The organism is Flavimarina sp. Hel_I_48, from assembly GCF_000733945.1.
Classification (GTDB): Bacteria; Bacteroidota; Bacteroidia; order Flavobacteriales; family Flavobacteriaceae; genus Leeuwenhoekiella.
In genome coordinates this window covers 617,988-639,893 of the sequence record NZ_JPOL01000002.1, presented here as the reverse complement: position 1 = coordinate 639,893, position 21,906 = coordinate 617,988, and the positions used below count along the sequence as shown (strand labels likewise).

The 21,906-nt window shown below is 41.6% G+C and carries 21 protein-coding genes; 9 read left to right on the top strand and 12 right to left on the bottom strand.

The annotated features are described in order from the left end of the window. The first annotated feature begins 113 nt into the window (after window positions 1-113). From recN to P162_RS02855, 7 genes are all read left to right on the top strand, one after another. The gene (recN, locus tag P162_RS02885) at window positions 114-1,775 is read left to right on the top strand and encodes a DNA repair protein RecN (RefSeq protein ID WP_031425727.1); all 1,662 of its coding nucleotides are present in this window, start codon (window positions 114-116) and stop codon (window positions 1,773-1,775) included. A gap of 159 nt (window positions 1,776-1,934) precedes the next feature. Then, window positions 1,935-2,756, top strand: coding sequence for an enoyl-ACP reductase (locus P162_RS02880; protein ID WP_031425726.1), 822 nt, complete (start codon window positions 1,935-1,937; stop codon window positions 2,754-2,756). A gap of 68 nt (window positions 2,757-2,824) precedes the next feature. Beyond that, complete coding sequence (locus P162_RS02875) at window positions 2,825-3,823, top strand: glycosyltransferase (RefSeq protein WP_031425725.1); 999 nt, start codon at window positions 2,825-2,827, stop codon at window positions 3,821-3,823. 24 nt (window positions 3,824-3,847) lie between these two features. Beyond that, on the top strand, window positions 3,848-4,795 hold the full coding sequence (locus P162_RS02870; RefSeq protein ID WP_031425724.1) for a hypothetical protein: 948 nt from the start codon (window positions 3,848-3,850) through the stop codon (window positions 4,793-4,795). Continuing rightward, entirely contained in the window at window positions 4,792-5,382 is a 591-nt protein-coding gene (gene coaE, locus P162_RS02865; protein WP_031425723.1) for a dephospho-CoA kinase, read from the top strand. The genes P162_RS02870 and coaE overlap by 4 nt, the downstream gene beginning before the upstream one ends. 65 nt (window positions 5,383-5,447) lie before the next feature. Next, window positions 5,448-7,013: a sensor histidine kinase gene (locus tag P162_RS02860; protein WP_031425722.1), complete on the top strand. Its 1,566-nt coding sequence runs from the start codon at window positions 5,448-5,450 to the stop codon at window positions 7,011-7,013. A gap of 4 nt (window positions 7,014-7,017) precedes the next feature. Next, complete coding sequence (locus P162_RS02855) at window positions 7,018-7,764, top strand: response regulator transcription factor (RefSeq protein WP_031425721.1); 747 nt, start codon at window positions 7,018-7,020, stop codon at window positions 7,762-7,764. A gap of 79 nt (window positions 7,765-7,843) precedes the next feature. Here P162_RS02855 and miaA read toward each other — a convergent pair whose 3' ends face one another. From miaA to P162_RS02820, 7 genes are all read right to left on the bottom strand, one after another. After that, window positions 7,844-8,749 (bottom strand): tRNA (adenosine(37)-N6)-dimethylallyltransferase MiaA, encoded by a 906-nt coding sequence (gene miaA, locus P162_RS02850; protein ID WP_031425720.1) that lies wholly within the window; start codon window positions 8,747-8,749, stop codon window positions 7,844-7,846. Window positions 8,750-8,751: 2 nt separating this feature from the next. Next, window positions 8,752-9,597 carry an ion transporter gene (locus P162_RS02845; protein ID WP_031425719.1) on the bottom strand — a complete coding sequence of 282 codons (846 nt, stop codon included), beginning with the start codon at window positions 9,595-9,597 and terminating at the stop codon, window positions 8,752-8,754. 123 nt (window positions 9,598-9,720) lie between these two features. Beyond that, window positions 9,721-11,058, bottom strand: a complete 1,338-nt coding sequence (locus P162_RS02840) for an exonuclease domain-containing protein (protein WP_031425718.1) — start codon at window positions 11,056-11,058, stop codon at window positions 9,721-9,723. A gap of 70 nt (window positions 11,059-11,128) precedes the next feature. Then, on the bottom strand, window positions 11,129-11,779 hold the full coding sequence (locus tag P162_RS02835) for a YggS family pyridoxal phosphate-dependent enzyme (RefSeq protein WP_031425717.1): 651 nt from the start codon (window positions 11,777-11,779) through the stop codon (window positions 11,129-11,131). 122 nt (window positions 11,780-11,901) lie between these two features. Then, the gene (locus P162_RS02830; protein WP_031425716.1) at window positions 11,902-13,137 is read right to left on the bottom strand and encodes a DUF1015 domain-containing protein; all 1,236 of its coding nucleotides are present in this window, start codon (window positions 13,135-13,137) and stop codon (window positions 11,902-11,904) included. A gap of 27 nt (window positions 13,138-13,164) precedes the next feature. Further along, window positions 13,165-14,052 (bottom strand): 3-hydroxyacyl-CoA dehydrogenase family protein, encoded by an 888-nt coding sequence (locus P162_RS02825; protein ID WP_031425715.1) that lies wholly within the window; start codon window positions 14,050-14,052, stop codon window positions 13,165-13,167. A gap of 80 nt (window positions 14,053-14,132) precedes the next feature. Beyond that, a complete protein-coding gene (locus P162_RS02820) occupies window positions 14,133-15,092 on the bottom strand; it encodes a Gfo/Idh/MocA family protein (RefSeq protein ID WP_031425714.1) in 960 nt (319 codons plus the stop codon). 275 nt (window positions 15,093-15,367) lie between these two features. On the opposite strand from P162_RS02820, the gene P162_RS02815 reads away from it, so the two are divergent. After that, window positions 15,368-16,012, top strand: a complete 645-nt coding sequence (locus P162_RS02815) for a protein-L-isoaspartate(D-aspartate) O-methyltransferase (RefSeq protein WP_031425713.1) — start codon at window positions 15,368-15,370, stop codon at window positions 16,010-16,012. Between the two features lie 24 nt (window positions 16,013-16,036). Beyond that, window positions 16,037-16,510 (top strand): nucleoside deaminase, encoded by a 474-nt coding sequence (locus P162_RS02810; protein ID WP_031425712.1) that lies wholly within the window; start codon window positions 16,037-16,039, stop codon window positions 16,508-16,510. Here the strand turns inward: P162_RS02810 and P162_RS02805 are convergent. The 5 genes from P162_RS02805 to smpB all read right to left on the bottom strand — a co-directional run bounded on the left by P162_RS02805 (window position 16,504) and on the right by smpB (window position 21,853). Then, window positions 16,504-17,010, bottom strand: coding sequence for a DinB family protein (locus P162_RS02805; RefSeq protein WP_031425711.1), 507 nt, complete (start codon window positions 17,008-17,010; stop codon window positions 16,504-16,506). The two genes, P162_RS02810 and P162_RS02805, sit on opposite strands and share 7 nt — an antisense overlap. Window positions 17,011-17,028: 18 nt before the next feature. Continuing rightward, window positions 17,029-17,421, bottom strand: coding sequence for a hypothetical protein (locus P162_RS02800; RefSeq protein WP_031425710.1), 393 nt, complete (start codon window positions 17,419-17,421; stop codon window positions 17,029-17,031). 55 nt (window positions 17,422-17,476) lie between these two features. Then, window positions 17,477-18,748: a T9SS type A sorting domain-containing protein gene (locus P162_RS02795; protein WP_164076196.1), complete on the bottom strand. Its 1,272-nt coding sequence runs from the start codon at window positions 18,746-18,748 to the stop codon at window positions 17,477-17,479. An 82-nt stretch (window positions 18,749-18,830) separates the two neighbouring features. After that, window positions 18,831-21,287 carry a DUF5686 and carboxypeptidase regulatory-like domain-containing protein gene (locus P162_RS02790; protein WP_031425708.1) on the bottom strand — a complete coding sequence of 819 codons (2,457 nt, stop codon included), beginning with the start codon at window positions 21,285-21,287 and terminating at the stop codon, window positions 18,831-18,833. A 98-nt stretch (window positions 21,288-21,385) separates the two neighbouring features. After that, a complete protein-coding gene (smpB, locus tag P162_RS02785) occupies window positions 21,386-21,853 on the bottom strand; it encodes an SsrA-binding protein SmpB (protein ID WP_031425707.1) in 468 nt (155 codons plus the stop codon). Between the last annotated feature and the right edge of the window lie 53 nt (window positions 21,854-21,906).

Below are 21,906 nucleotides of genomic sequence, written 5' to 3'. Positions count from 1 at the left end.
TACCCTATATTTGGGAGGTTATTTTTTACGGAACGGTTTCCTGTCAATGGTGAATTTTACATTTAAGATGAATATCAATAATTGATATTTGACATTAAATAAACAGAAAAAACTTGCTTACAAACCTTCATATTAAAAACTACGCGCTTATTGAAGAAGTCAACCTGGCTTTTGATTCTGGTTTTACCGTTATTACCGGTGAAACGGGTGCGGGTAAGTCAATTTTGCTGGGTGCCCTTGGGCTTATTCTGGGCAAACGCGCAGATTTATCAAGCATAGGTGATCCCGAAAACAAGTGTGTGATCGAGGCGCAGTTTCAAGTGGGCAGTTATGATCTTGAAACACTTTTTAAAAGTGAAGATCTGGATTATGAAAATCAGACGATCGTAAGAAGGGAAATCCTTCCCAGCGGTAAAAGCCGCGCATTTGTTAATGATACCCCGGTAACACTGAGTCAACTTTCTGCACTTGGGGAGCGACTTGTAGATATTCATAGCCAGCATCAAACCCTTGAACTTACTGACAATGATTTCCAATTTCAGGTTTTGGATGCTTTTTCAGGTAATGAGAAGCCCCTTGAAGCCTATAAAATTGCTTATAAAAGCCTTAAAAAAGAAGAACAGGAACTTAAGAAGCTCAAAGCACAACAGGCCAAAGCGCTGCGCGAGGAAGAGTACAAGAACTTTTTACTTGATGAATTGCTTGAAGCCAATTTAAAAGCGGGCGAACAGGAAAAGTTAGAGGCACGTTACGAGACATTAAATAATGTAGAGCAGATCACAGACGGTCTCGCCGAAGCGCACCAGACGCTTACCCGGGATGAACTTGGAGTGCTGGATCAATTGACGGCTATTAAAGTGCGGGTTTCAAAACTTGCGGGTTTTAGCAAAGAATTGGCAGATCTCAATGAGCGCCTGGAAAGTGTGGGCATTGAACTTGACGATATCGCAGAAAGCGTGGATATGATTGCCCAAAACACGGAAGGTGATCCTGAAGAGCTGGGTAACCTTGAGGCGCGTTTAAAACTATTTTTTGACCTGCAGAAAAAGCATGGTGCCGGTTCTATAGAAGAAGTCATTGTCATTCGGGATGCTTTAGATGAAGAAGTGCAGTCCATGAATGATCTGGGCGGAAAAATTTCAAAACTGGAAAAGAACATTGCTGCCGCAAAAGAGCAACTTAACACGATGGCCAGTAAACTTTCCGAAAAAAGGGCTTCTAAAATTGAACCGCTGACCAAAAAACTGGAGGCGATTTTGAGCCAATTGGGAATGCCCAATGCACGTTTTGAAATGCGTTTGATTCCGGTAGAAGAATTTAGGGACAACGGGAAGGAAGATCTCGAGTTTTTATTCACCGCAAACAAGGGAATGCGTGCGCAGGAACTTAAAAAAGCGGCTTCTGGAGGTGAATTATCCCGAATAATGCTCGCAATTAAGTCGGTTTTAAGTGATTTTACCCAACTTTCAACCCTTATATTTGATGAAATAGATACGGGAGTTAGTGGGGAAGTGGCCTTGAAAATGGGTCAGATCATGAAAGCAATGGGCAAACGTATGCAGCTGGTAAGTATAACCCACTTGCCACAAATTGCCAGCCAGGGAGCCCATCACTTTAAGGTATTTAAAAAGGATAAAGAGGAACGCACAACCACAGGAATAGAGCAGCTAAGCACAGCTATGCGAATTGATGAACTTGCAGAAATGCTAGGCGGAAAAGCAACTTCAGAGGCGGCACGTGATCATGCAAAACAGCTTCTGGAACAGGGAAGATAAACGTGCGAAATTGAATACAAATATTATGGCATTGCCGTAAAACTATTTTTTCTTTAGGTTTGAAACGATTTTAAACAAAGAGAAAATCTATAAAAGAGTAAAGATTGTATTTCCGCGAAAGCGGAAATAATTAGATAAACCAAAACAAAAACCATAAAAATGGCCTACAACTTATTAAAAGGAAAAAGGGGAATAATCTTTGGAGCCCTGGATGAAAAATCGATCGCATGGAAAACTGCTGAGCGCGTTCATGAAGAGGGGGGCACCTTTGTACTTACTAACGCGCCTATTGCCATGCGCATGGGAAGTATCAACACCCTGGCCGAAAAAACAAATTCAAAAGTCATACCTGCAGATGCTACTTCTGTAGAAGATCTTGAAAAGCTGGTAGATGAAGCGGTAAAAGAACTGGGCGGTAAAATCGATTTTGTACTGCACAGTATCGGTATGTCTATCAACGTGCGCAAAGGGAAGCATTATACTGATCAAAATTATGACTGGACTGCAAAAGGATGGGATGTAAGTGCAGGTTCTTTTCATAAAACAATGCAGGTTTTATATAAAAAAGACGCTATGAGTGAGTGGGGAAGTATCGTTGCCCTCACCTATATGGCGGCGCAGCGCGTATTTCCAGATTATAATGACATGGCAGACAACAAAGCCTACCTTGAAAGTATTGCCCGTAGTTTTGGTTACTTCTTTGGTCGTGATAAAAAAGTACGTGTGAATACCATCTCGCAATCACCTACGCCTACAACGGCAGGACAGGGAGTAAAAGGCTTTGACGGATTTATCGCTTACGCGGATAAAATGAGTCCGCTGGGCAATGCTACTGCAATGGAATGCGCAGATTATACAATCACCCTTTTCTCAGATCTTACGAAGAAAGTTACACTTCAAAACCTTTTTCATGATGGCGGGTTCAGTAATATGGGCGTCAGCGATGGTGTAATGGAAGCTTTTGTGAAAGAAAATGAATAAAAAATAGTGGAAAATCCGGTTTTTAAGCTCAAAAACCGGATTTTTTATGTCAAAAACCGACTGTTTTTATGGCTTTTTCCTTCTCTTTTATAATTCCCGTTTACAACCGTCCCGATGAAGTGAAGGAACTTTTGGGCAGTTTTGAAAAGCAGGAATATAAAGGGGATTATGAAATCCTGATCGTAGAAGACGGCTCTACTGTTCCCTCAGAAGAGATCGTCAAAAGCTTTAAAAACCTACCTGTACGTTATTTTTTTAAAGAAAACAGCGGTCCCGGCCCTTCCCGCAATTATGGAATGGAGCAGGCAGCAGGCGATTATTTTATCATCCTGGACAGTGACTGTATTTTGCCCCCCACCTATATACATGCCGTTAAAGGGGAACTGGATAGCGCGCCCGTAGATTTTTTTGGAGGACCAGATGCGGCGCATGAAGATTTCAGTTCTTTGCAAAAAGCAATCAATTACAGTATGACCGCTATGCTAACCACCGGCGGAATCAGAGGAAAGAAAAAAGCAGCAGGCAAATTTCAGCCGCGCAGTTTTAATATGGGCATTAGTAAGCAAGCTTTTTTGGCCTCTGGAGGTTTCGGGAAAATTCATCCCGGCGAAGATCCAGATCTTACCCTACGCTTATGGAAAATGGGTTTTAAATCCCGTTTTATTGCAAACGCTTTTGTTTACCATAAAAGAAGGATCAGTTGGAAATCCTTTTACGGGCAGGTTCGTAAATTTGGACTGGTGCGGCCTATCCTCAATCTTTGGCATCCAGATTCGGCGAAGCTCACGTATTGGTTCCCCACGGTATTTATCGTTGGGGCTGCAATGAGTATCCTGCTTTTCCTTGCTGGTTTTGCTCTACCATTTGTGATTCTTCTGCTTTATTTGCTTATTTTAATGATTGATGCCAGTATAAAAAACAGGAGCATTGCAATAGGGATAACGGCCGTGTTTGCGACTCTTGTTCAATTTGTGGGCTATGGCCTGGGATTTGCAGAATCCATGCTGGCCGTGCGTTGGTTTAAAAAGCTTCCGCAGGAACAATTTCCGCATCTATTTTTTGATTAATTTTAAACAAAGTATATAAAGCCCATGCCAGAAAAACGCAACAAGTTCAGGAAGATAAATTTTCGCGTTTTTACGATCATTCTGGTCATTACGGCACTCACATCTATCATGCTAAAGCTAAACAAAGATTTTTCCTTTAAGGTAAAAGTCCCCATCGCTTTCAATAACCTGCCAAAAGATAAATTGCTCAAAGAGTACACTGCTGATAAAATAAATGTGACGGGCGTCGCCAGCGGTTATGATTACCTCAAGTACAGGTTTTATGATCAATATTTTGAAATTGACCTTTCTAAGGTGAAGAGAAAAGACAGTACGCTTTACTATTACGATTTTGATCCCGAAAATGACCGTTTGAATGGAAGCTTGTCCAATAGTATTTTGAAGGCTTACCAGCCAGATACCTTGTTTGTGGTTATGGATACCAATTATGAGAAAAAAGTACGGGTGCGTTCACAAGTTGAATTGACGTATTCTCCCGGCTATGGCAGTTTGAAGGGGTTGGAGATCAAACCAGATTCGGTTCTCGTTAGAGGGCCAAAAAGCAGTATAGATACCTTAAAGGCTGTTTATACGTTACCGGAGCGTTTTAAGGATATCAAAGGTAGTCTCAACGACAGCATACGTTTGACCACTCGAACAGCTATAAAACAGCTCGAAATTGAGCCTAGATATGTTAAATACAGTTTGAACGTAGCTAAATTTACAGAAGGTGCCCTTACTGTTCCCCTGCAACTTATCAATGTGCCCGCGCAGGTGACGGCAAAGATTTTCCCGAAACGTGTAAAACTTATCTTTAATGTCAATTTCAAGAATTACGATAGGCTAAAGCCCTCTGATTTTAAGGTAGTCTGTGATTTCAATAAAATAGATAGCACCTCGACCACGCTTACACCAGAAATAGTACAGTCTCCCAGTTATGTGCGTGATTTAAGACTGGCCGAGAAAACAGTACAATATCTTCTCGTAAAATGATTGTAGTGGGGCTTACAGGCGGTATAGGCAGTGGTAAAAGTACCATAGCCCGTTTCTTTGAAGAATTTGGTATACCGGTATATATCGCAGATGACGAAGCCAGGAGATTGATGCATACGTCGCGACTTGTTGAAGGCGTAACAGCAATATTTGGAACCGAAGCTTACATTGACGGGAATCTCAACCGATCGTACATTGCAGATATTGTGTTCAATGACGCAGCGATGCTGCAACGTCTCAATGCGATCGTGCATCCCGCGGTTGCAGCACATTTTGAAACGTGGAGCGCAGCACAAGATGCGCCCTATGTCCTGAAAGAAGCGGCAATACTTTTTGAAAATGGGGGCTATAAAACGTGTGATTTTACCATTTTAGTCACCGCGCCGGTTGCCATACGTCTGAAACGCGTTATTAAAAGGGATGGAACTGATGAAAAAAGCATACGTGCGCGAATGGATCAACAATGGGAAGATGAGAAAAAGGTTCCTTTAGCCGATTTTGTGATCGAAAATATCGATCTAGAAAACAGTAAAAAAGAGACTAGGAAAATTCATGTTAAAATCTTGCGAAGCCTTGTAAATAGTTAGTTTAGCAATGTTAACATTTGGTTAAACCGAAAGACGACTAAATGTTAAAATCCTAAATTTGAGGCATGAATAAAAAGTTGTTCGTACTCCTCGTCGTGCTTATGAGTTTATCTCTTATAGGCATAATATTCGTTCAGGGATATTGGATCTCGAACAGTATTGAGACAAAACGAGGGCAATTTGCCTTTAATGCAAAGCAAGTCCTGGATGCCGTAGCCAATCAATTGCAAAATCAGGAGATCGATAAGCTTTCTACAAATATTCTGGCTCTGCGGGATAAAAAAAGTATAGGGGAGAACGAAAATCTTTACGATCTTATCTACCCCAAAGATGATACTATTACAGACGATATTTATACCTTACAAAATGGTATTTTAGAGCAGGATCGCAAATTGAGTATCCCCGTATTGGATTTTGAAATCGACAGCATCAAATTCAAACGGTATTTAGAACGGCAAGCCGCAAAAATCATTGATTATGATGGTAATACTTCGGTAAACAGGCAAGCGCGTTTGTCCCGTATCCTGAATATGAACGATCTGCAGCGTTATTCCCTGGAGCAGATCGTTACAGAGGTCAGCAGAAAAGTGCCCATACACAAAAGAGTTAGCGAAAAAGAACTTAGCAGGTTGCTTGCCTTAGAGCTCGCTGAACGCGAGTTGAAGACCAGTTATGAATTTGCGGTTTATAACAATGATTTGATGACATCGGTACATTCTGATGGTTTTGATAAGGGCACTAAAGAAACGACATTCAGCGAGCCACTTTTTGAAGATATTGAGGGTGATAAAGATTACCAGCTTTTGGCAAATTTTCCTGGAGAGAAACGTTTTGTGATCTCTTCCGTAATGGGAATGGCGGCTTTGAGTATTTTATTCACCCTTATTATTGTGATTGCTTACGCCAGCGCACTTCAGCAACTGGTCAAGCAACGACAGATTTCGGAGATCAAAACCGATTTCATCAACAATATGACCCACGAATTTAAAACTCCCATTGCTACTATAAACTTAGCACTAGATGCAATCCGTAATCCAAAAATCGCAAATAACCCAGAATCCCTGGCGCGCTATATGGGAATGATCAGGGAAGAAAATAGACGCATGCATGCCCAGGTTGAGAATGTGCTGCGTATTTCTAAATTAGAAAAAAACCAGCTTGATATCACCAAAGAACGTTTAAAGCTGCACGATCTTATAGAAGATGCCGTGACCCACATAGAACTGATTGTTGAGGATAGGGGTGGCTATGTTCAAATTCATTTAGGGGCATTAAAATCTTCTATTTTGGCTAATGAATCCCATTTTACAAATGTGATCGTAAACATTTTGGAAAACGCGGTAAAGTACACTACAGGTAAACCAGAAATTGATGTTTATACTGAAAATGTCAAGAACTTTATTGTTATGAAAATCAAGGATAAGGGAGACGGGATGTCAAAAAATATTCAAAAAAGAATTTTCGATAAATTTTACCGGGAACATACCGGTGATATTCATAATGTAAAAGGGCACGGCTTGGGCCTTGCGTATGCAAAACGTATCGTAGAAGATCACACCGGTGAAATTTACGTACAGAGCGAAAAAGGAAAAGGAAGTACATTTATAATTAAATTACCATTAATATCATAAACTCATGGAAACAGAAAACAAAAAAATCTTACTTGTAGAGGACGATCCAAATTTTGGTACCGTACTCAAAGATTATCTTTCAATGAACGACTACGATGTAACACATGCCAAAAATGGGATGGAAGGTTTTGAGAAGTTCAAAAAAGATGATTTTGATCTTTGCATCCTTGACGTCATGATGCCTTATAAAGATGGTTTTACATTAGCGAAGGAGATCCGCGAGAAGAATGAGGAAGTCCCCATTATTTTCCTTACGGCCAAAGCTATGAAGGAGGATGTGTTAAAAGGGTATAAGGTAGGTGCAGATGATTATCTGAACAAACCTTTTGATAGTGAAGTGCTATTGATGAAAATCAAGGCTATAATCATGCGTAAAGCCACAGATTCTGTAGCAGATAGCAAACAATTTGAGTTCAATATTGGTAATTTTTTCCTGAACTCAAAACTACGTTTCCTTACGTTTAAAGATAATGAGCCGAATAAACTTTCCCCTAAAGAAAATGAATTGCTCCGTCTTTTAGCGCTTCATGAAAACGATCTTATGCCAAGGGAACTGGCATTGACAAAAATATGGAGGGATGACAATTATTTTACATCCAGAAGTATGGATGTTTATATTGCAAAACTGCGTAAATACCTCAAAGTGGATGATTCTGTTGAGATCCTAAATATACATGGGGAAGGATTCCGTCTTGTGGTAAAGAAAGATGAACAAGAGAAGCAGAATGTAAATAGTGAACAAAGTAACTAGTTCATTTACATTTCTAAATTAGAACAATAGTGTTGATTCCCCGATTCAATTTTCGGGGTTATTAACGTTATCAAATACCTTAATTAATGTGATGATCTATCACGTTGATTATTTTTTTTAGGTCATAATCTTTATCAAACCAGGTTATGGATTGATCCTTACGGTACCAGGTAAGCTGGCGCTTAGCAAATCTCCTGGTATTTTTTTTAATTTCTGAAATAGCTTCCGTTTTTGTTATTTTTCCATCAAAATGGGCGAATAATTCTTTATACCCAACGGTATTTAAAGCGTTGCGATCTTTTTGATCAACAAGTGAAAGCACTTCTTCTTCCAGTCCGTTTTCCATCATGATATCAACGCGTTTATTAATGCGATCATAGATTATTTCACGGTCGGCAGAAAGCCCAATTTTCAGACCTTTAAAAGGTCTTTTTACGTTATTTCTATTTAAAAAAGAGGAAAATGGCTTTTCGGTAGAAATACAAACTTCAAGCGCTCGCAACAAACGTTGTGGATTGTTGAGATCTATGGATTCATAATGCACAGGATCTTTTTCCAACAACATTTTTTGAAGTGGAACCAATCCTTCTTTGGCTAATTTTGTATTTAGCATTTCACGGATTGCAGGATCCACCCTGGGCAAATTATCGAGACCTTGTAGCACCGCATCAACATAAAGACCAGATCCACCTACGAGAACCGCAATATTTTTCTTCTCAAAAACTTTTGTTAGGGTATTTAAAGCATCTTTTTCGAAATGTCCTACGCTATAGTTTTCGGTTATGGAGATATGTTGAATGAAATGATGCTTTGCCTGTTGCAGTTCTTCTTCAGAAGGTACGGCCGTACCTATTTTCATTTCCTTAAAAAATTGTCTGGAATCTGCTGATAGGATTTCGGTATCATAATGTTTGGCGAGTTTTATGGCCAGGGCTGTTTTGCCAATGGCGGTAGGGCCTACAACGGCCACAAGAAGTTTGTCCATAATTACAGTTTTGTGCCGCATTTATGGCAAAATTTGGCCGAATCCTGATGATTTCTTGCCCCGCAGTTATGACAGGTTTGCGTGTTGGTGTGTACATAATCTGCATCTTCAGGCACGGGTTTGTCTTTGTTTTTTGACATTTCCGAAGTGACAATTCCTGTAGGCACCGCAATAATACCATATCCTAAAATCATGATCAGCGCCGCGATAAATTGACCGGCAGCGGTTACCGGGGCTATATCGCCAAAACCTACGGTAGTCAGGGTGACGATACACCAGTAGACGCTTATGGGAATACTTTTAAAACCATGTTCAGGTCCTTCTACGAGGTACATGAGCGTGCCCGCAATAACAGATAGAATCAAAACGGCAAACAGAAAAACGAAGATTTTAGGCCTGCTGTCTTTTAAGGCACGTGCCAATTTATTGCCTTCACCTATATAACGCGTAATTTTTAATATTCGGAAAACCCTTAGAAGGCGCAAAGCCCGTATGGCGAGCAATGCGTTCGTGCCCACGAAAAAGAAGGATAAATAAAGTGGTATGGTAGATAGAAAATCAATGACACCATAAAAACTGAAAATATAGGCCGTGGGTTTTTTTATGCTTATTACGCGCAGAATATATTCAATGGTAAAGAATATGGTAATGATCCATTCCCCCAGGTAGAAATATTCATGGTAGTGCGCATTGATTTCGGAAACACTTTCAAGCATGACCAAAATAATACTGAAGGCGATAAGCACGAGCAGAACAATGTCAAAGGCCTTGCCCGCCGGGGTATCTGCCTCTGCAATGATGGTATGTATTTTCTCCCTCCAGCTTAATTTAGTAGTGTTTTGCACCATAGGTTTTCGGTCCACAAAAATGGGTTAAACATTGACAATTGCCAGAAATTAAGGAATATTCCTGTTATGCCCGCTAAAAATAGGTAATTCTATCTCTTTTTAGTGTGTGTATGGCTATAAACCTTATTCCGCCAGGGAAGCGAGTTCCAGGATTTTTACACCTTTTCGGGTTCTGTAATACGACTGTATAATGTGGCGCACCTCTTTGCTGTCCTTTATGGGCGTGAGTATACGATGAAGAATGGCTTTACTGAGCTGGTGATTGAGGTTAAAATAGCCATAGCCTTTAAATTTACCATCTTCTATAAGCAATGCCGCGCGTTCTTCGCGCGTTCTTCCTCGTTCTACCAACACAAAATTTTTCCTGGAAAATAAGGTGCTTGCAATGTAGGCGTTTGCCCGCTTGTTATACGTGTCTACAGATTCCTCTTTTCGAATTTTTTCCCCTTCTATTTTCAGTCCTGATTTTTCGGGATCCAAGTCAAATTCTTCTACTGCTCTTTTAAGGTGTGCCTTTGCAGATTGATAATTGCTGAAGGTCCCTATTTGCGCCTTACGAGCATCGGCACGCTCTATTTGAAAATGGATATAACCGGCATCATCCTTAAAAGAACTGATCTGATTTTTGAAAAGTCTTTTATGCGGCCCACGGTTGTAGATAGGTTTATTTTTGTCTATTTCTTCATTTTCTTTTATAAGCGCCAAAAGTTCGCTGCCGGTAGGTTCAAAACTCACCGCTTCAACATCGTTTTGCAGCTTTCGGGATTTTTTATTTTCGCTAGTAAAATGTTGGGAAACCCGCTTTTTCATGTTTCGGCTTTTTCCTATGAAAAGTATGCGGCCATTTTCATTTTGCAAATAATAAACACCGGTGGTACTGGGAACTTCTTCAATGAGGTCGCGCAGTTTAGTATCCAGTTTCTTTTTTTGGTTCAGTTTAACGGACTCCTGAATGATCTTTTTTGAAGAATCCTTATCCAGTAAAAGCTTGAACAATTTAACGGTCGCCAGCGCATCACCATTTGCTCGGTGCCTGTCTGTAAGTGGTATTCCCAGGCTGCGCACAAGTTTGCCCAGGCTATAACTGGGTTCATCTGGCAATAAATCTTTTGCAAGTTCAACCGTGCACAGGCTTTTTTGCTGATAATCGTAACCCAGACGGTCAAATTCCAACTGAAGAATGCGGTAATCAAATTCTGCATTGTGCGCTACGAGTACACAATCCTTGGTGATTTCTATAATACGCTTCGCCACCTCATAAAATTTAGGCGCATTGGTCAGCATTTTATTATTGATTCCCGTAAGTCCTACTACAAAAGCCTGTATAGGGCGTTCTGGATTTACAAGGCTAATAAACTGGTCTACGATCTCGTGCCCATTAAATTTATAAATGGCCACTTCCGTAATACCTTCTTCATTGTATTTTCCTCCTGTAGTTTCAAGATCAAGAACTGCGTACATAAAAATCTCTATTCATTAATGTGCCAAAAATGCCAAAATATCGACTAAAATCGGTTGAAAAATGACCGGTTTAACCCCTTTTTCCAAATATGGAACTTCCTATGCGTATCATATTGCTTCCCTGGGCCAGACCCAGTTTGTAGTCACCGCTCATACCCGTGGAAAGTATTGTAAGATCATTAGATTCTTTAAAACGCTCATAAAGTTCCTTTAGTGTTTTAAATTCTTTGGTCACCTGCTCCTCGTCATCTGTAAACGTCGCCATGCCCATAAGCCCCATAAGTTTTACATGGGGATAATCTTTTGCTTTTTCATTTTTTAAAAAAGCTTCGGCTTTTTCAAAGGGCATACCATATTTACTGTCTTCTTCGGCGATTTTCACCTGAAGCAATACCTTAATGGTGCGGTCGTTTTTTTCAGCTTCTTTATTGATTTCTTTAAACAACTTGGGACGGTCTGCACTATGCACAAGGCTCACGTAAGGCGCCATATCCTTGACTTTATTCGTCTGCACATGGCCTACCATATGCCATTCTATATCTTTGGGAAGCGTTTCGCTTTTATCGCTCATTTCCTGAATCCTGTTCTCGCCAAAAATGCGCTGCCCTGCATCATAAGCCTCCTGAAGGTCTTCATTGGGCTTCGTCTTTGAAATGGCGACGAGAATCACATCATCTGAAATTTCTGATCGGAATTTTTTAATATTAGCTGCAATGTCCAAAGTATTGTTTTTAAGAAGTTATTGTTGCGCAAAGTTAAGGATTAAGCAGTTAATACGTTTTACCACACCAGATTTCAACAGCTTTTTAAACTATTTATAAATGGATTGATTCCTTTCGGGTTTTAAAACTCGTAAATCGTTACCCCACTGCGTAATTTCGGCCTAATATACGTCGATTTTGGCGGCATTTTCAAATCTGCATCGGCGATGTCCTTGATCTGCGTTATTGTTGCTGGAGGCATGCTAAAACCTACGGCATACGTGCCAGAATCCACTTGTTCTTTTACGCGTATCATATCATTGTTGCCCTTGCCATAGGAGATGCGCGTGTCAGATCTCAAATCCTTGATATTCAAGAGCGGCTTTAAAATGGTCGTGTACAAAATCTGAGCATCCAGCGCCTCCAGCGCATTCTCAAAATTACGGTGCCCCTTCCTAAGTTTTAAGGAATAAAACCTGCCATCCAGATACATGCAGAAATGGTGCGGCTTCGTAGGTTCATAATATTCGGCATTGCGGTTTTCGATTTTGTAATAGTGGTCTAGTGCAATAAGAAAACCCTCACTGTCCAGTCCGTTTAAATCCATTACCATGCGCGTAAAACCATCTATGCGCAGCTGTGATTCCGGAAGCAGATAGCTCATAAAAAAGTTATAGGATTCACTGCCCGTATGCTGATGGTTCTCTTTTTTTAATTCTTCGGCCAACAGATATGACGAACTGGACCTATGGTGACCATCTGCAATATATACGGGATCAATATTGCGGAACAAAAGCGTGATTTTAGAAAGCAGCGTAGGATCGTGTACCGGCCACAAATAGTGCGTATCCCGGTAGGTCGTGGTAAACTCGTATTCTGCCCTGGCAGACATGACCTGCTCATAGATGTTCTGTAAATCGTTGTTGTCAGGATGGGTAAGTAGCACGGCTTCGGCATTAAAACCAGCGATTTTGAGATAGTTTTTAAAAAGTTCTTCCCTCAGCGCAATGGTATCCTCGTGTTTTTTGATCACGTTATTGGCATAATCCGCCACACTTGCTGCCGCCACCAGGCCCACAAACTCCTGTTCATCCCTATCAACGATTTTATAGATGTAATACGCCGGCGCTTCCTCTTCAATAAAAATACCGTCTTCCTTAAATTCCTGATAGCGGTTGCGCACCAGTTCAAAGCGGGCGGTGCCCGTTATTTCCTTGTGATATTTATAGCCCGGGTTCAAAATATGTAGAAAAGAATAAGGATTGTTATCAAGACGTGCCTCCCGTTCTGCTTTAGTATACGTCTCATAGGAACGCGCTGCGATAAGGCTTACTTTATCGCGGGTAGGTCTAATGGCTTTAAAAGGTTTTATGTGCAAAGTGCTATCTGGAGATTGAGCTGTTGATTATGCAAATTGGGCTGCAGGTACTTCGGCTTTTCTGTTTTCACTGTAATCATAAAATCCTTCTTTTGATTTAATGCCCATTTTACCGGCGCGCACCATATTTACAAGTAGGGGGCAAGGGGCGTATTTAGGGTTTTTAAAACCTTCGTAAAGAACTTCCATAATCGCCAGGCAAACATCAAGTCCTATAAAATCTGCAAGTTGTAAAGGTCCCATAGGATGCGCCATGCCCAGCCTCATCACCGTATCTATTTCCATGACACCAGCCACGCCATTGTACAAGGTTTCTATGGCTTCGTTGATCATGGGCATAAGGATTCGATTTGCCACAAAACCGGGATAATCGTTGACTTCTACCGGGGTTTTGCCCAGTTGCTCACTCAGGGCCATGATCGTATTCGTTACCGGCTCACTTGTGGTATAGCCTCGAATTACTTCTACCAGTTTCATGATAGGCACGGGGTTCATAAAGTGCATACCGATGATCTGTTCTGGCCGCTTCGTCTGCGCGGCCAGTTGGGTTATGGAGATCGATGAAGTATTGGTTGCCAAAATCGCGTTTGCCGGACAATATTCATCCAGTTTTTTAAAGATTTCGGTCTTTATTTGCAGGTTTTCGCTGGCAGCTTCGATAACCAAATCTGCTTCGGAAACCGCATTTTGCATATCCGTTGACGGAATTATACGTTGCAGGGTTTCTTTTTTTTTAGCTTCGGTGATACGTTCTTTACTCAGTTGCCTGTCAAGGTTTTTAGAGATGGTTGCCACTCCTTTTTCAAGCGAATCTTCGTTGATGTCAACAAGATGAACCGTAAAATCACTTTGGGCAAAAGTATGTGCAATACCATTGCCCATTGTACCTGCTCCTATTACTGCTATATTTTTCATGTGTAGTAAATTCTCTATTGGACTTTAGAAACCTTTGATTCCTAAAATCTTGATTTTTTATGCTTTGACTTGTTTTTTACCTAAAGATCTTCAATAACCATCATGGCGACACGCAAAGCTTCTTTGCCTTGCTCTAAACTTACCACAGGTGACGTATTGTTGTTGATGGCGTTTGCAAAAGCGTCCAACTCATCAAGGATCGCGTTGTTCTCTGAGACCTCTGGGTTATCAAAATAAATCTGTTTTTTAAGTCCTTCTGCATTTTGAAGGATCATGGCAAACTCATCCGGATTTTTCGGCGCATCCTTCATGCGTACGACTTCACATTTTTTCTCCAGATAATCAACCGAAATATACGCGTCACGTTGAAAAAACCGTGCTTTTCGCATTTTTTTCATCGATATTCTACTGGCGGTTAAATTCGCCACACAGCCATTTTCAAATTCAATACGGGCATTTGCGATATCTGGCGTATCACTGATCACCGAAACCCCTGATGCGGAAACGTGCTTGACTTTACTTTTTACCACACTCAGTATGGCGTCTATATCGTGTATCATGAGATCCAGAACCACGGGAACGTCTGTACCGCGGGGATTGAATTCTGCCAGGCGGTGCGCCTCTATGAACATGGGATTGTCAATAATATCGTGCACGGCAAGAAAAGAAGGGTTAAAGCGCTCTACATGCCCCACCTGACCCATAACATTGTGCTTCGCGGCCAATTTGATCAAAAGGTTCGCCTCTTCCACGGTTTCGGCAATGGGTTTTTCAATAAATACATGTTTGCCTGCTTTGATCACGGCTTCTGCACAGTCATAGTGCCTGCTTGTGGGCGTGACCACAACAACCATATCACAGGCCTCTATAAGTGCATCTAAACTTTGAAAGGGCGTAAAGCCAAATTCTTTAATAATAGCTTCCGTAGCACCCGGGGCCTCATCATAAAAGCCCACTAACTCGTAGTTTTTAGATTGATTAAGGAGTTTTAAATGTATTTTACCGAGGTGGCCTGCACCCAAGACGCCAGCTTTGATCATAGGATTTTGTTTTACACAAAAATAAGGTTTCTGGTTAAGAATAGCTATTAATTTGACTGCTATGGGAGTACCGGTTTATCCCGTGATCACCACAAATTTTGAAACCCAAAGCCATATTATTTGCTTAATTTTGAAGTTTCGGAAATAGAAATAAGCCTTTTTTTAGGTTTGTTTATTTTGCCTTTTTCAGAATAAAAACACCCATTTATTCCTTATTTCTGAGCTTATATTGACCTATTTATACCTATTATATAGTCAAAAAATTACATTATTAGATGAAAGATACGACCCGCCATCAGGGAAAACGCCGTTTGCTGGCCAAGATCGTAGCCGATAAGGGCATTACAGATGAATCTGTTCTGGATGCCATTAGAAAAATTCCCCGGCACTGGTTCATGGATAGCAGTTTTGAAGATCATGCCTATCAGGACAAGGCATTTCCCATAGCCGCAGACCAGACTATTTCCCAACCGTATACTGTTGCTTTTCAAACGGAACTATTGGGTTTTAAAAAAGGGGATTCCATTTTAGAGATAGGGACGGGAAGTGGTTACCAGACCGCGGTGCTCTGCGAGCTGGGGGCACGGGTTTATTCCATAGAACGGCAGCAGACGCTGTTTAAAAAAACAAAGAATTTTTTGAATAAACTGGGCTACAGGCCTAAAAGGCTGAGTTTTGGCGACGGGTATCTGGGAATGCCAGAGTACGCCCCTTTTGACGGAATAATCGTTACCGCCGGTGCCCCTTTTATACCCAAACCACTTCTGAAACAATTAAAAGTAGGAGGCAGACTGATCATTCCCGTAGGGGAGGGCGGAACGCAGATCATGACAAAAATCACCCGAAAAGAAGTCCGGAAATTTGAGAAAAAGGAATATGGAGATTTCCGATTTGTACCGCTGCTCGAAGACAAGAATTAATACTTTTTAGACTAAAATTTTAAGATGAACGAACATTCAAAATTCATGAAGCGCGCGATAGCCCTGGCAGATAAGGGCATGCAGCAGGGTGCCGGTGGGCCCTTTGGCGCGGTAATCGTAAAAGACGGTGAAATCATTGCCGAAGGATTCAATAAAGTGACTTCATCTCACGATCCCACCGCACACGCAGAGGTTACCGCGATACGGGAGGCCTGCGCAACCTTAAAAACGTTTCAACTTGATGCTTGTGTGCTGTACACCTCCTGTGAACCTTGTCCCATGTGCCTGGGTGCGATCTACTGGGCACGTTTTAAAAAAGTGTACTACGGCGCGGGGCAACGGGATGCGGCCAATATAGGTTTTGACGATCAATTCATTTATGATGAAATCGAAAAACCCATGAGCGACAGGAAAATTCCGTTTGAACAGCTAGACCGCGAGGATGCCGTTGTCGTATTTAAAAAATGGGACGATAAAACAGACCGCATAGATTATTGATTTTTAAGGACGCTCACGGTCACCAGTAGTTGGCCTACATGCCGCTGGCTATGTTCTGCCGCGTGAAAGAGCAGGCCTAGCAGCGTAGACGGTAAGTGCTTTCTACCTACAAGACGTTCTTCGGTTAGGGTTGTGGGATCTATGGTTTGAAAATACTGAAGTGCTTCGTCTACTTTTGCCTCAAAAGCACCAATTAATGGACTTATTTGTTCATTTTTTAAGGCTATTTGTTCCTTTTTTAAGTAGTCCAACTGTTGCGTAGAAAGTGGTTCTTTTTGCGCATACGCCAACATACGGTCAAGCACGCCGGTAAGGTGTTTTAAATGAAAAGCGACCGAAGCCCTTCCCGCAGGTTTTTCATTGATCAAACCCAAGGGAAACTGCGCCGTATATTTTTTTACTTCTGAAACCGATTGCAACAGGGCATGTGCAGCGGGCTGCAAAAGCGCGGGAATGTTTTTGACCGGGCCGCGCAACCAGTATTCTGGTAAATCTTCCATAGTTATAGCTTTAGGGATTTAGCAACCACATTCCCCATAAATAGGTTTTGTAAGAACGGCACCGCTCTCGTGAACAACGGTAATGATGCCCTCGCGATGATAAAGTTCGCTGCCCAGTTGGACTTCTTTTTCAATATCCAGAATAACTTCATAGCCGCTGCCATCACTGCTTTCCGCATCTACAGGTACAAGCTGCCCTTCCACCGAAATATACGCTGGGTTGCGCTCATAACTATCTACATAAATGAACTTTTGTGCTTTGAAATTGGCTTCATTTTCAGCAAAATAACAGGTGCATCCCATTAAATCTTCGGGAAATCCCTGGATGGTGGTGAGTTTAATACTTTTTTCTTCCTCACAGGAAATTAAACTGAAAATGCTTAGGGCGAAAAGGCAACGGATTGTATTCATATTTCAAAACTAACAAATCGTAAGGTGTTGTGAAAACTATTGAGGATTGATAAACTCAGCGTTTAACAATTTTGAGTGCTGCTTTTTGATTATCAAGCTTTAAGAAATAGATACCGTTTGAAAACGGACTCAAATCTATGGATTCATCAGCGTCCTCGAGGGTTCCCAGTTGTAAAAGTTCGCCATTCACTCCAGAAATTTGATAGCGGTACGAGGAAGCAAATGGAAGACCCGCTATAGAAATCAAGCCCGTGGTGGGTTGGGGATAAATGATCAAACCTGTGGCTTTTTCATTCAGATCTTCCTTTAGCTGCTCTCTTTCATAATATTCAGACAGGTAGGAATTTAAGTTGAAAAGGTGCAGGCGCTGCGGCGAATTCACAAACGGAGGCTTTGCGAAATATTCGTTTGTAAGGTAAAAGTTGCGTCCATCCTGAGTGGCAATTCCCTCGACCTGGGCAAAAGGAAGTTCCAACCTTAATTTTCGCTTATTGCCCGTTTTAAAATCAAAAGCTTGAAAGTCGTAGATTAGGAACAAAAACGGCTCCAGGGAAGTACCGTAACCTGATAAAACCAGTAAATTTATTTCTTTTACAAAGGCAGCACCGGTAGTAAGTCCCTGTACGTCAATTTCGGTTTTAAATTGTGCTTTATAGTTGCCGGGATTTTTGGGTAGCGTATAAATTTTACTGCGTTGACCTGTCCATTGTTTTGTAATTAGGTAAAGGCTATCGCTGGTTGCAAAAAAAGCCTCGCAGTCATAATCGGTTGTATTTCCAGATTTCGGACTAAAGTCTGTTTGATCAGTATAGCTAAAGTTGATCGTGTCAATTGCTGGCTTTTTCTGTAGCAGGCTTTTTTTTGAAACCCGCAGTATTTTTAAATCCTTCCTGTTTCCGCTTAGGTTATTGCCAAAATCGCCTATATAAATAAATTCCTGATCCTGGGTAATTTCTTCCCAATCTGTATTTACCATGCCATCCAGTGGGAATTGCTCTGTAATTTTACCATTTTCGGGATTCACCGCATACAGGTTTGTATCCTCACTGTCATTGTGCGTAAGGAGTTGATTGTTCCAAAAAAGAAGTCCGGAGGTTTCCAGAAGTTCGCCGGGCAGATCTATGCTGCTGCTGGGTGTTACAATGGTATCTTCATAAATGCAGCCTCCATTGTTTACGGTAGCTTCAGCATTGTAGTTCGTCGCTTGGATATCGGTACAGCCAACGATCTGCGCATAGCCCGAAAAACAGCCTAAAAGAAGCAATAAATGAAGGATTTTAGCTGAAAAATGGGCGTTAAATGGTAATATTCTGGGGGCGGTATACATAATTAATGACTGCTTGGGGGTAATCGCCGTACAAGATACTAAAGTTTTCTGCTACAGTTGAAGTTGGGTTTAAAATATAGCATTAAAACTTGAGGCCAAAGACAAAGGCGCCATCACTGCCTCCATTAAAATAAGAACGAACATAATCCACCCGCAAAAACCTAAACTTCCCAAAACCCAGATTCCCCAGACCCAACGAAAGTTCGCTGTATGGTTTTCCCACTTCCCTGGCAAGGAGTTTTGCACCAGCGAGAAGATTAAGGTTGAGCGCCCGTATTCCGGGAATTTTGCCAAGGATGTAGCCTTTAAAATCATGTTCTAAATGGCCTTCAAAATAACTTTTGTTTGTACTGAGGTCATAATAGGGCAGGAGGTTAAAGTTGGTAATACTGCCTACATTGAGATTGAGGCGGGTCTGGTTGCCATTAAAGTGCCTGTAATCAACAAAACTGATAGCATCGCCATGCATGAAAGTGCCGCCGCCCAGACTATACTGCAAGCTACCTTTATTGCCCAGTGCAATTTCCTGAGAAATACGCGTTCCCAGGCGGGTGAAGTTCAATTTGCCGGTAGAACCGCCAAAACCTTGTTCTACCGCCAGGTCCAGCGTAGGGTATTTTGAGTCGCCCACATTGAATTTCCCGTCAGGATAACTCATGTATTTCTGATCAAAATGTATACGCGCAGATAGGTTAAAAGTTGCCAATTCATGGGTCTGTAGCGCCGGGGTTTTAAAATCTCCCGGGGCCAGTGGATTATTGGAAGTATATTCAAAATCGTTCTTGATCAGCACATAATCTGTGGTATTAAAAAGCGGTTGGCGTTTTGCATAATCCAAGCTCGCATAGAGCTGAAAACCATTAAAAAGTTCTTCGCTGTAGCCTATTTCGGTAAAACTGCGGTCATAGGCCTTCAGATAGTTACGCTCCCAGAAAAGCGTGGCAATACTGTTCACTAAGCTGGGAATGGGTTCCTGGGCATTAAATTGTTTGACCTCCTGACCACCTTGCAGCCATAATGTCCTTCTTGTAATACGGTCGTAGCGCTTGCTAATCCCTCCCATAAAACGCAACCGCTCATCAGAAAGCCCATAATTTGCTTTTAGGTTTGCGTTGAAGCTGCTTTCATAATTTTCTGTCCAGCTGCTATAATTGAGATCTACCGCGCTGTTCCATCCTTGTAATGTGTTGAAGCGCAGATTGAATAGCGGACTGCCCACGCTAAAACGCCAGCGATCGTAGGAGTTTTCATAGGTGTAGCCCAGCAGTGGATCGAGCAGTTTAAAAGCGTTGTGGCCCGCATCTACAGAATCCATATACGCTTTGGAATGTTCTACGATCTGCAGGCTGTCCTTGACCACATAATCGTTTTGTTCTTCTGAAGTTAATGGTACGGGACGTACGTTTTCCCAATAAAGACTGTCTTTTTTGTTTGCACCTTCGGCGAAAGCCAAAACTTCATTGGTAAAGCTTTTTTTGCCAAAATCTGGCTGAAAATCATAGTTCTCATATACCGCGGTAAACCGCCCATCTCCCCCAAAACCGAACATTTTAAAGCTAAAATCTATGGTTTGTGAACGTTTTACCCATACGTTCTCTTCTTTATTGTAGATGAAATTGTGCTTGAAAACCAGGGTTTCAATAAAAGGAACCTGAATCGCGTTTCCGGTGGTGGTAAGTTCTGCCCCATAAAGTTGCCAGTCGTCTTCCACCACATAGATAAAACCGGTAAATACCCGGTCATTTTCCCTTTTTGGCAAGACTTCAATTTTGTTGATGAGCTTGGCATTTTCATAAAACGTACCCACAAGTTTGAACTTGTAATAGGTAAACGCATACTCTGCGATAGGCGAAACCAGAGCGGCGTTGAGGTCTATGGTATTTTCATAAAAAGAATATTCCGCTTCCTGTGCGCTGTTAAAGCTAAATCCCTGGTCATCACCGCTTACCTTGCTCGCAGTAATTTTTTCCTTAAAATCATCTGGGGCGCGGTATGATATGGTAGAAATGGTCTCGCTGAGGTAAATAATGCCAGAGCGGGTAGAATCAAGGCCGCTGCCCAGATCGATTTCCTGTCCCAGAATACTTTTTGGTGCGTTCTGTACCTTCCACAGACCGCGGGAATAAAAGTCTGCCGTATAGGCGTTCTGCCTCTCCAGCACCTTGCTTTTATTTGCGATAACCGCTTGTATGATACGATCTGCCGGGTTTATGCGCGCATCAACCACGACTTCATCAAGGGAAGTGGCTTCTTCAGTGAGGGTGATATTGAGTTCGTATGGAAACTTGCCGGGAGCAACCTGCACCGTTTTTGTTGAATAGCCCAAAAACTGAAAAACAATTTCATAGGAATCAGCTTTTTCTACGGCAAGTTGGTAATTGCCCTCCGCATTTGAGGTGGTACCGCGCTGCGAATCTTTGATATAGATATTTACAAACGGAAGTCCTTCGCCCTGTGTATTGGTTATTTTCCCAATGATTTGGGCGCTTGCCAGAATAGGGAATACGAAAATAAAAAAGAGCAGTATATTTTTCAGCATACGGCGTTTTGCTTTAAAGACTCCCTAAAAGCGGAATTGTGTCAACGTATTTAAGTCTAAAAAATCGGTTTATTTTGCGGAAAAACGACCCAATTTGATCAATTATTGAAGTCTTTTTTGATACGGCTCAATCTGCGTTTACTGTCGCGATCTTTGATGTTCTCGCGTTTGTCATGCAATTTTTTACCCTTGGCAAGAGCAATCTGCAGTTTTGCAAGTCCGCGGTCATTGATAAACATTTTCAGAGGGACGATGGTTGTCCCACCGGTTTTCACCTCTTTGTGCAGGCTGTTGAGTTCGCGGCGCTTCAGTAATAATTTACGCTCTTTTTTAGGTTCATGATTAAAAAAAGTAGCGTGGGAATAGATTTGTATGGTCATGTTGACTACAAAAAGTTCATCATCCTGAAACTCGCAAAAACTTTCGGTTATTGAAGCTTTCCCTTCCCGTATCGATTTGATCTCGGTACCTTCCAGCTGAATGCCGGCGACATATTTATCGAGCAATTCATACTCAAAACGGGCTTTTTTATTCTTTATATTAACGGTATTGGTCTGTTTTTTCATCGTGTGTGCAACGCTTTTGGGAATTTTTGTAAGCCTGGTAGCTTTCTATTTCC

Coding starts and splice junctions, on each gene's coding strand:
- P162_RS02880 (WP_031425726.1), top strand. CDS start 1,935: ATGGCCTACAACTTATTAAAAGGAAAAAGGGGAATAATCTTTGGAGCC.
- P162_RS02875 (WP_031425725.1), top strand. CDS start 2,825: ATGGCTTTTTCCTTCTCTTTTATAATTCCCGTTTACAACCGTCCCGAT.
- P162_RS02870 (WP_031425724.1), top strand. CDS start 3,848: ATGCCAGAAAAACGCAACAAGTTCAGGAAGATAAATTTTCGCGTTTTT.
- coaE (WP_031425723.1), top strand. CDS start 4,792: ATGATTGTAGTGGGGCTTACAGGCGGTATAGGCAGTGGTAAAAGTACC.
- P162_RS02860 (WP_031425722.1), top strand. CDS start 5,448: ATGAATAAAAAGTTGTTCGTACTCCTCGTCGTGCTTATGAGTTTATCT.
- P162_RS02855 (WP_031425721.1), top strand. CDS start 7,018: ATGGAAACAGAAAACAAAAAAATCTTACTTGTAGAGGACGATCCAAAT.
- miaA (WP_031425720.1), bottom strand. CDS start 8,749: ATGGACAAACTTCTTGTGGCCGTTGTAGGCCCTACCGCCATTGGCAAA.
- P162_RS02845 (WP_031425719.1), bottom strand. CDS start 9,597: ATGGTGCAAAACACTACTAAATTAAGCTGGAGGGAGAAAATACATACC.
- P162_RS02840 (WP_031425718.1), bottom strand. CDS start 11,058: ATGTACGCAGTTCTTGATCTTGAAACTACAGGAGGAAAATACAATGAA.
- P162_RS02825 (WP_031425715.1), bottom strand. CDS start 14,052: ATGAAAAATATAGCAGTAATAGGAGCAGGTACAATGGGCAATGGTATT.
- P162_RS02820 (WP_031425714.1), bottom strand. CDS start 15,092: ATGATCAAAGCTGGCGTCTTGGGTGCAGGCCACCTCGGTAAAATACAT.
- P162_RS02815 (WP_031425713.1), top strand. CDS start 15,368: ATGAAAGATACGACCCGCCATCAGGGAAAACGCCGTTTGCTGGCCAAG.
- P162_RS02810 (WP_031425712.1), top strand. CDS start 16,037: ATGAACGAACATTCAAAATTCATGAAGCGCGCGATAGCCCTGGCAGAT.
- P162_RS02805 (WP_031425711.1), bottom strand. CDS start 17,010: ATGGAAGATTTACCAGAATACTGGTTGCGCGGCCCGGTCAAAAACATT.
- P162_RS02800 (WP_031425710.1), bottom strand. CDS start 17,421: ATGAATACAATCCGTTGCCTTTTCGCCCTAAGCATTTTCAGTTTAATT.
- P162_RS02795 (WP_164076196.1), bottom strand. CDS start 18,748: ATGTATACCGCCCCCAGAATATTACCATTTAACGCCCATTTTTCAGCT.
- P162_RS02790 (WP_031425708.1), bottom strand. CDS start 21,287: ATGCTGAAAAATATACTGCTCTTTTTTATTTTCGTATTCCCTATTCTG.
- smpB (WP_031425707.1), bottom strand. CDS start 21,853: ATGAAAAAACAGACCAATACCGTTAATATAAAGAATAAAAAAGCCCGT.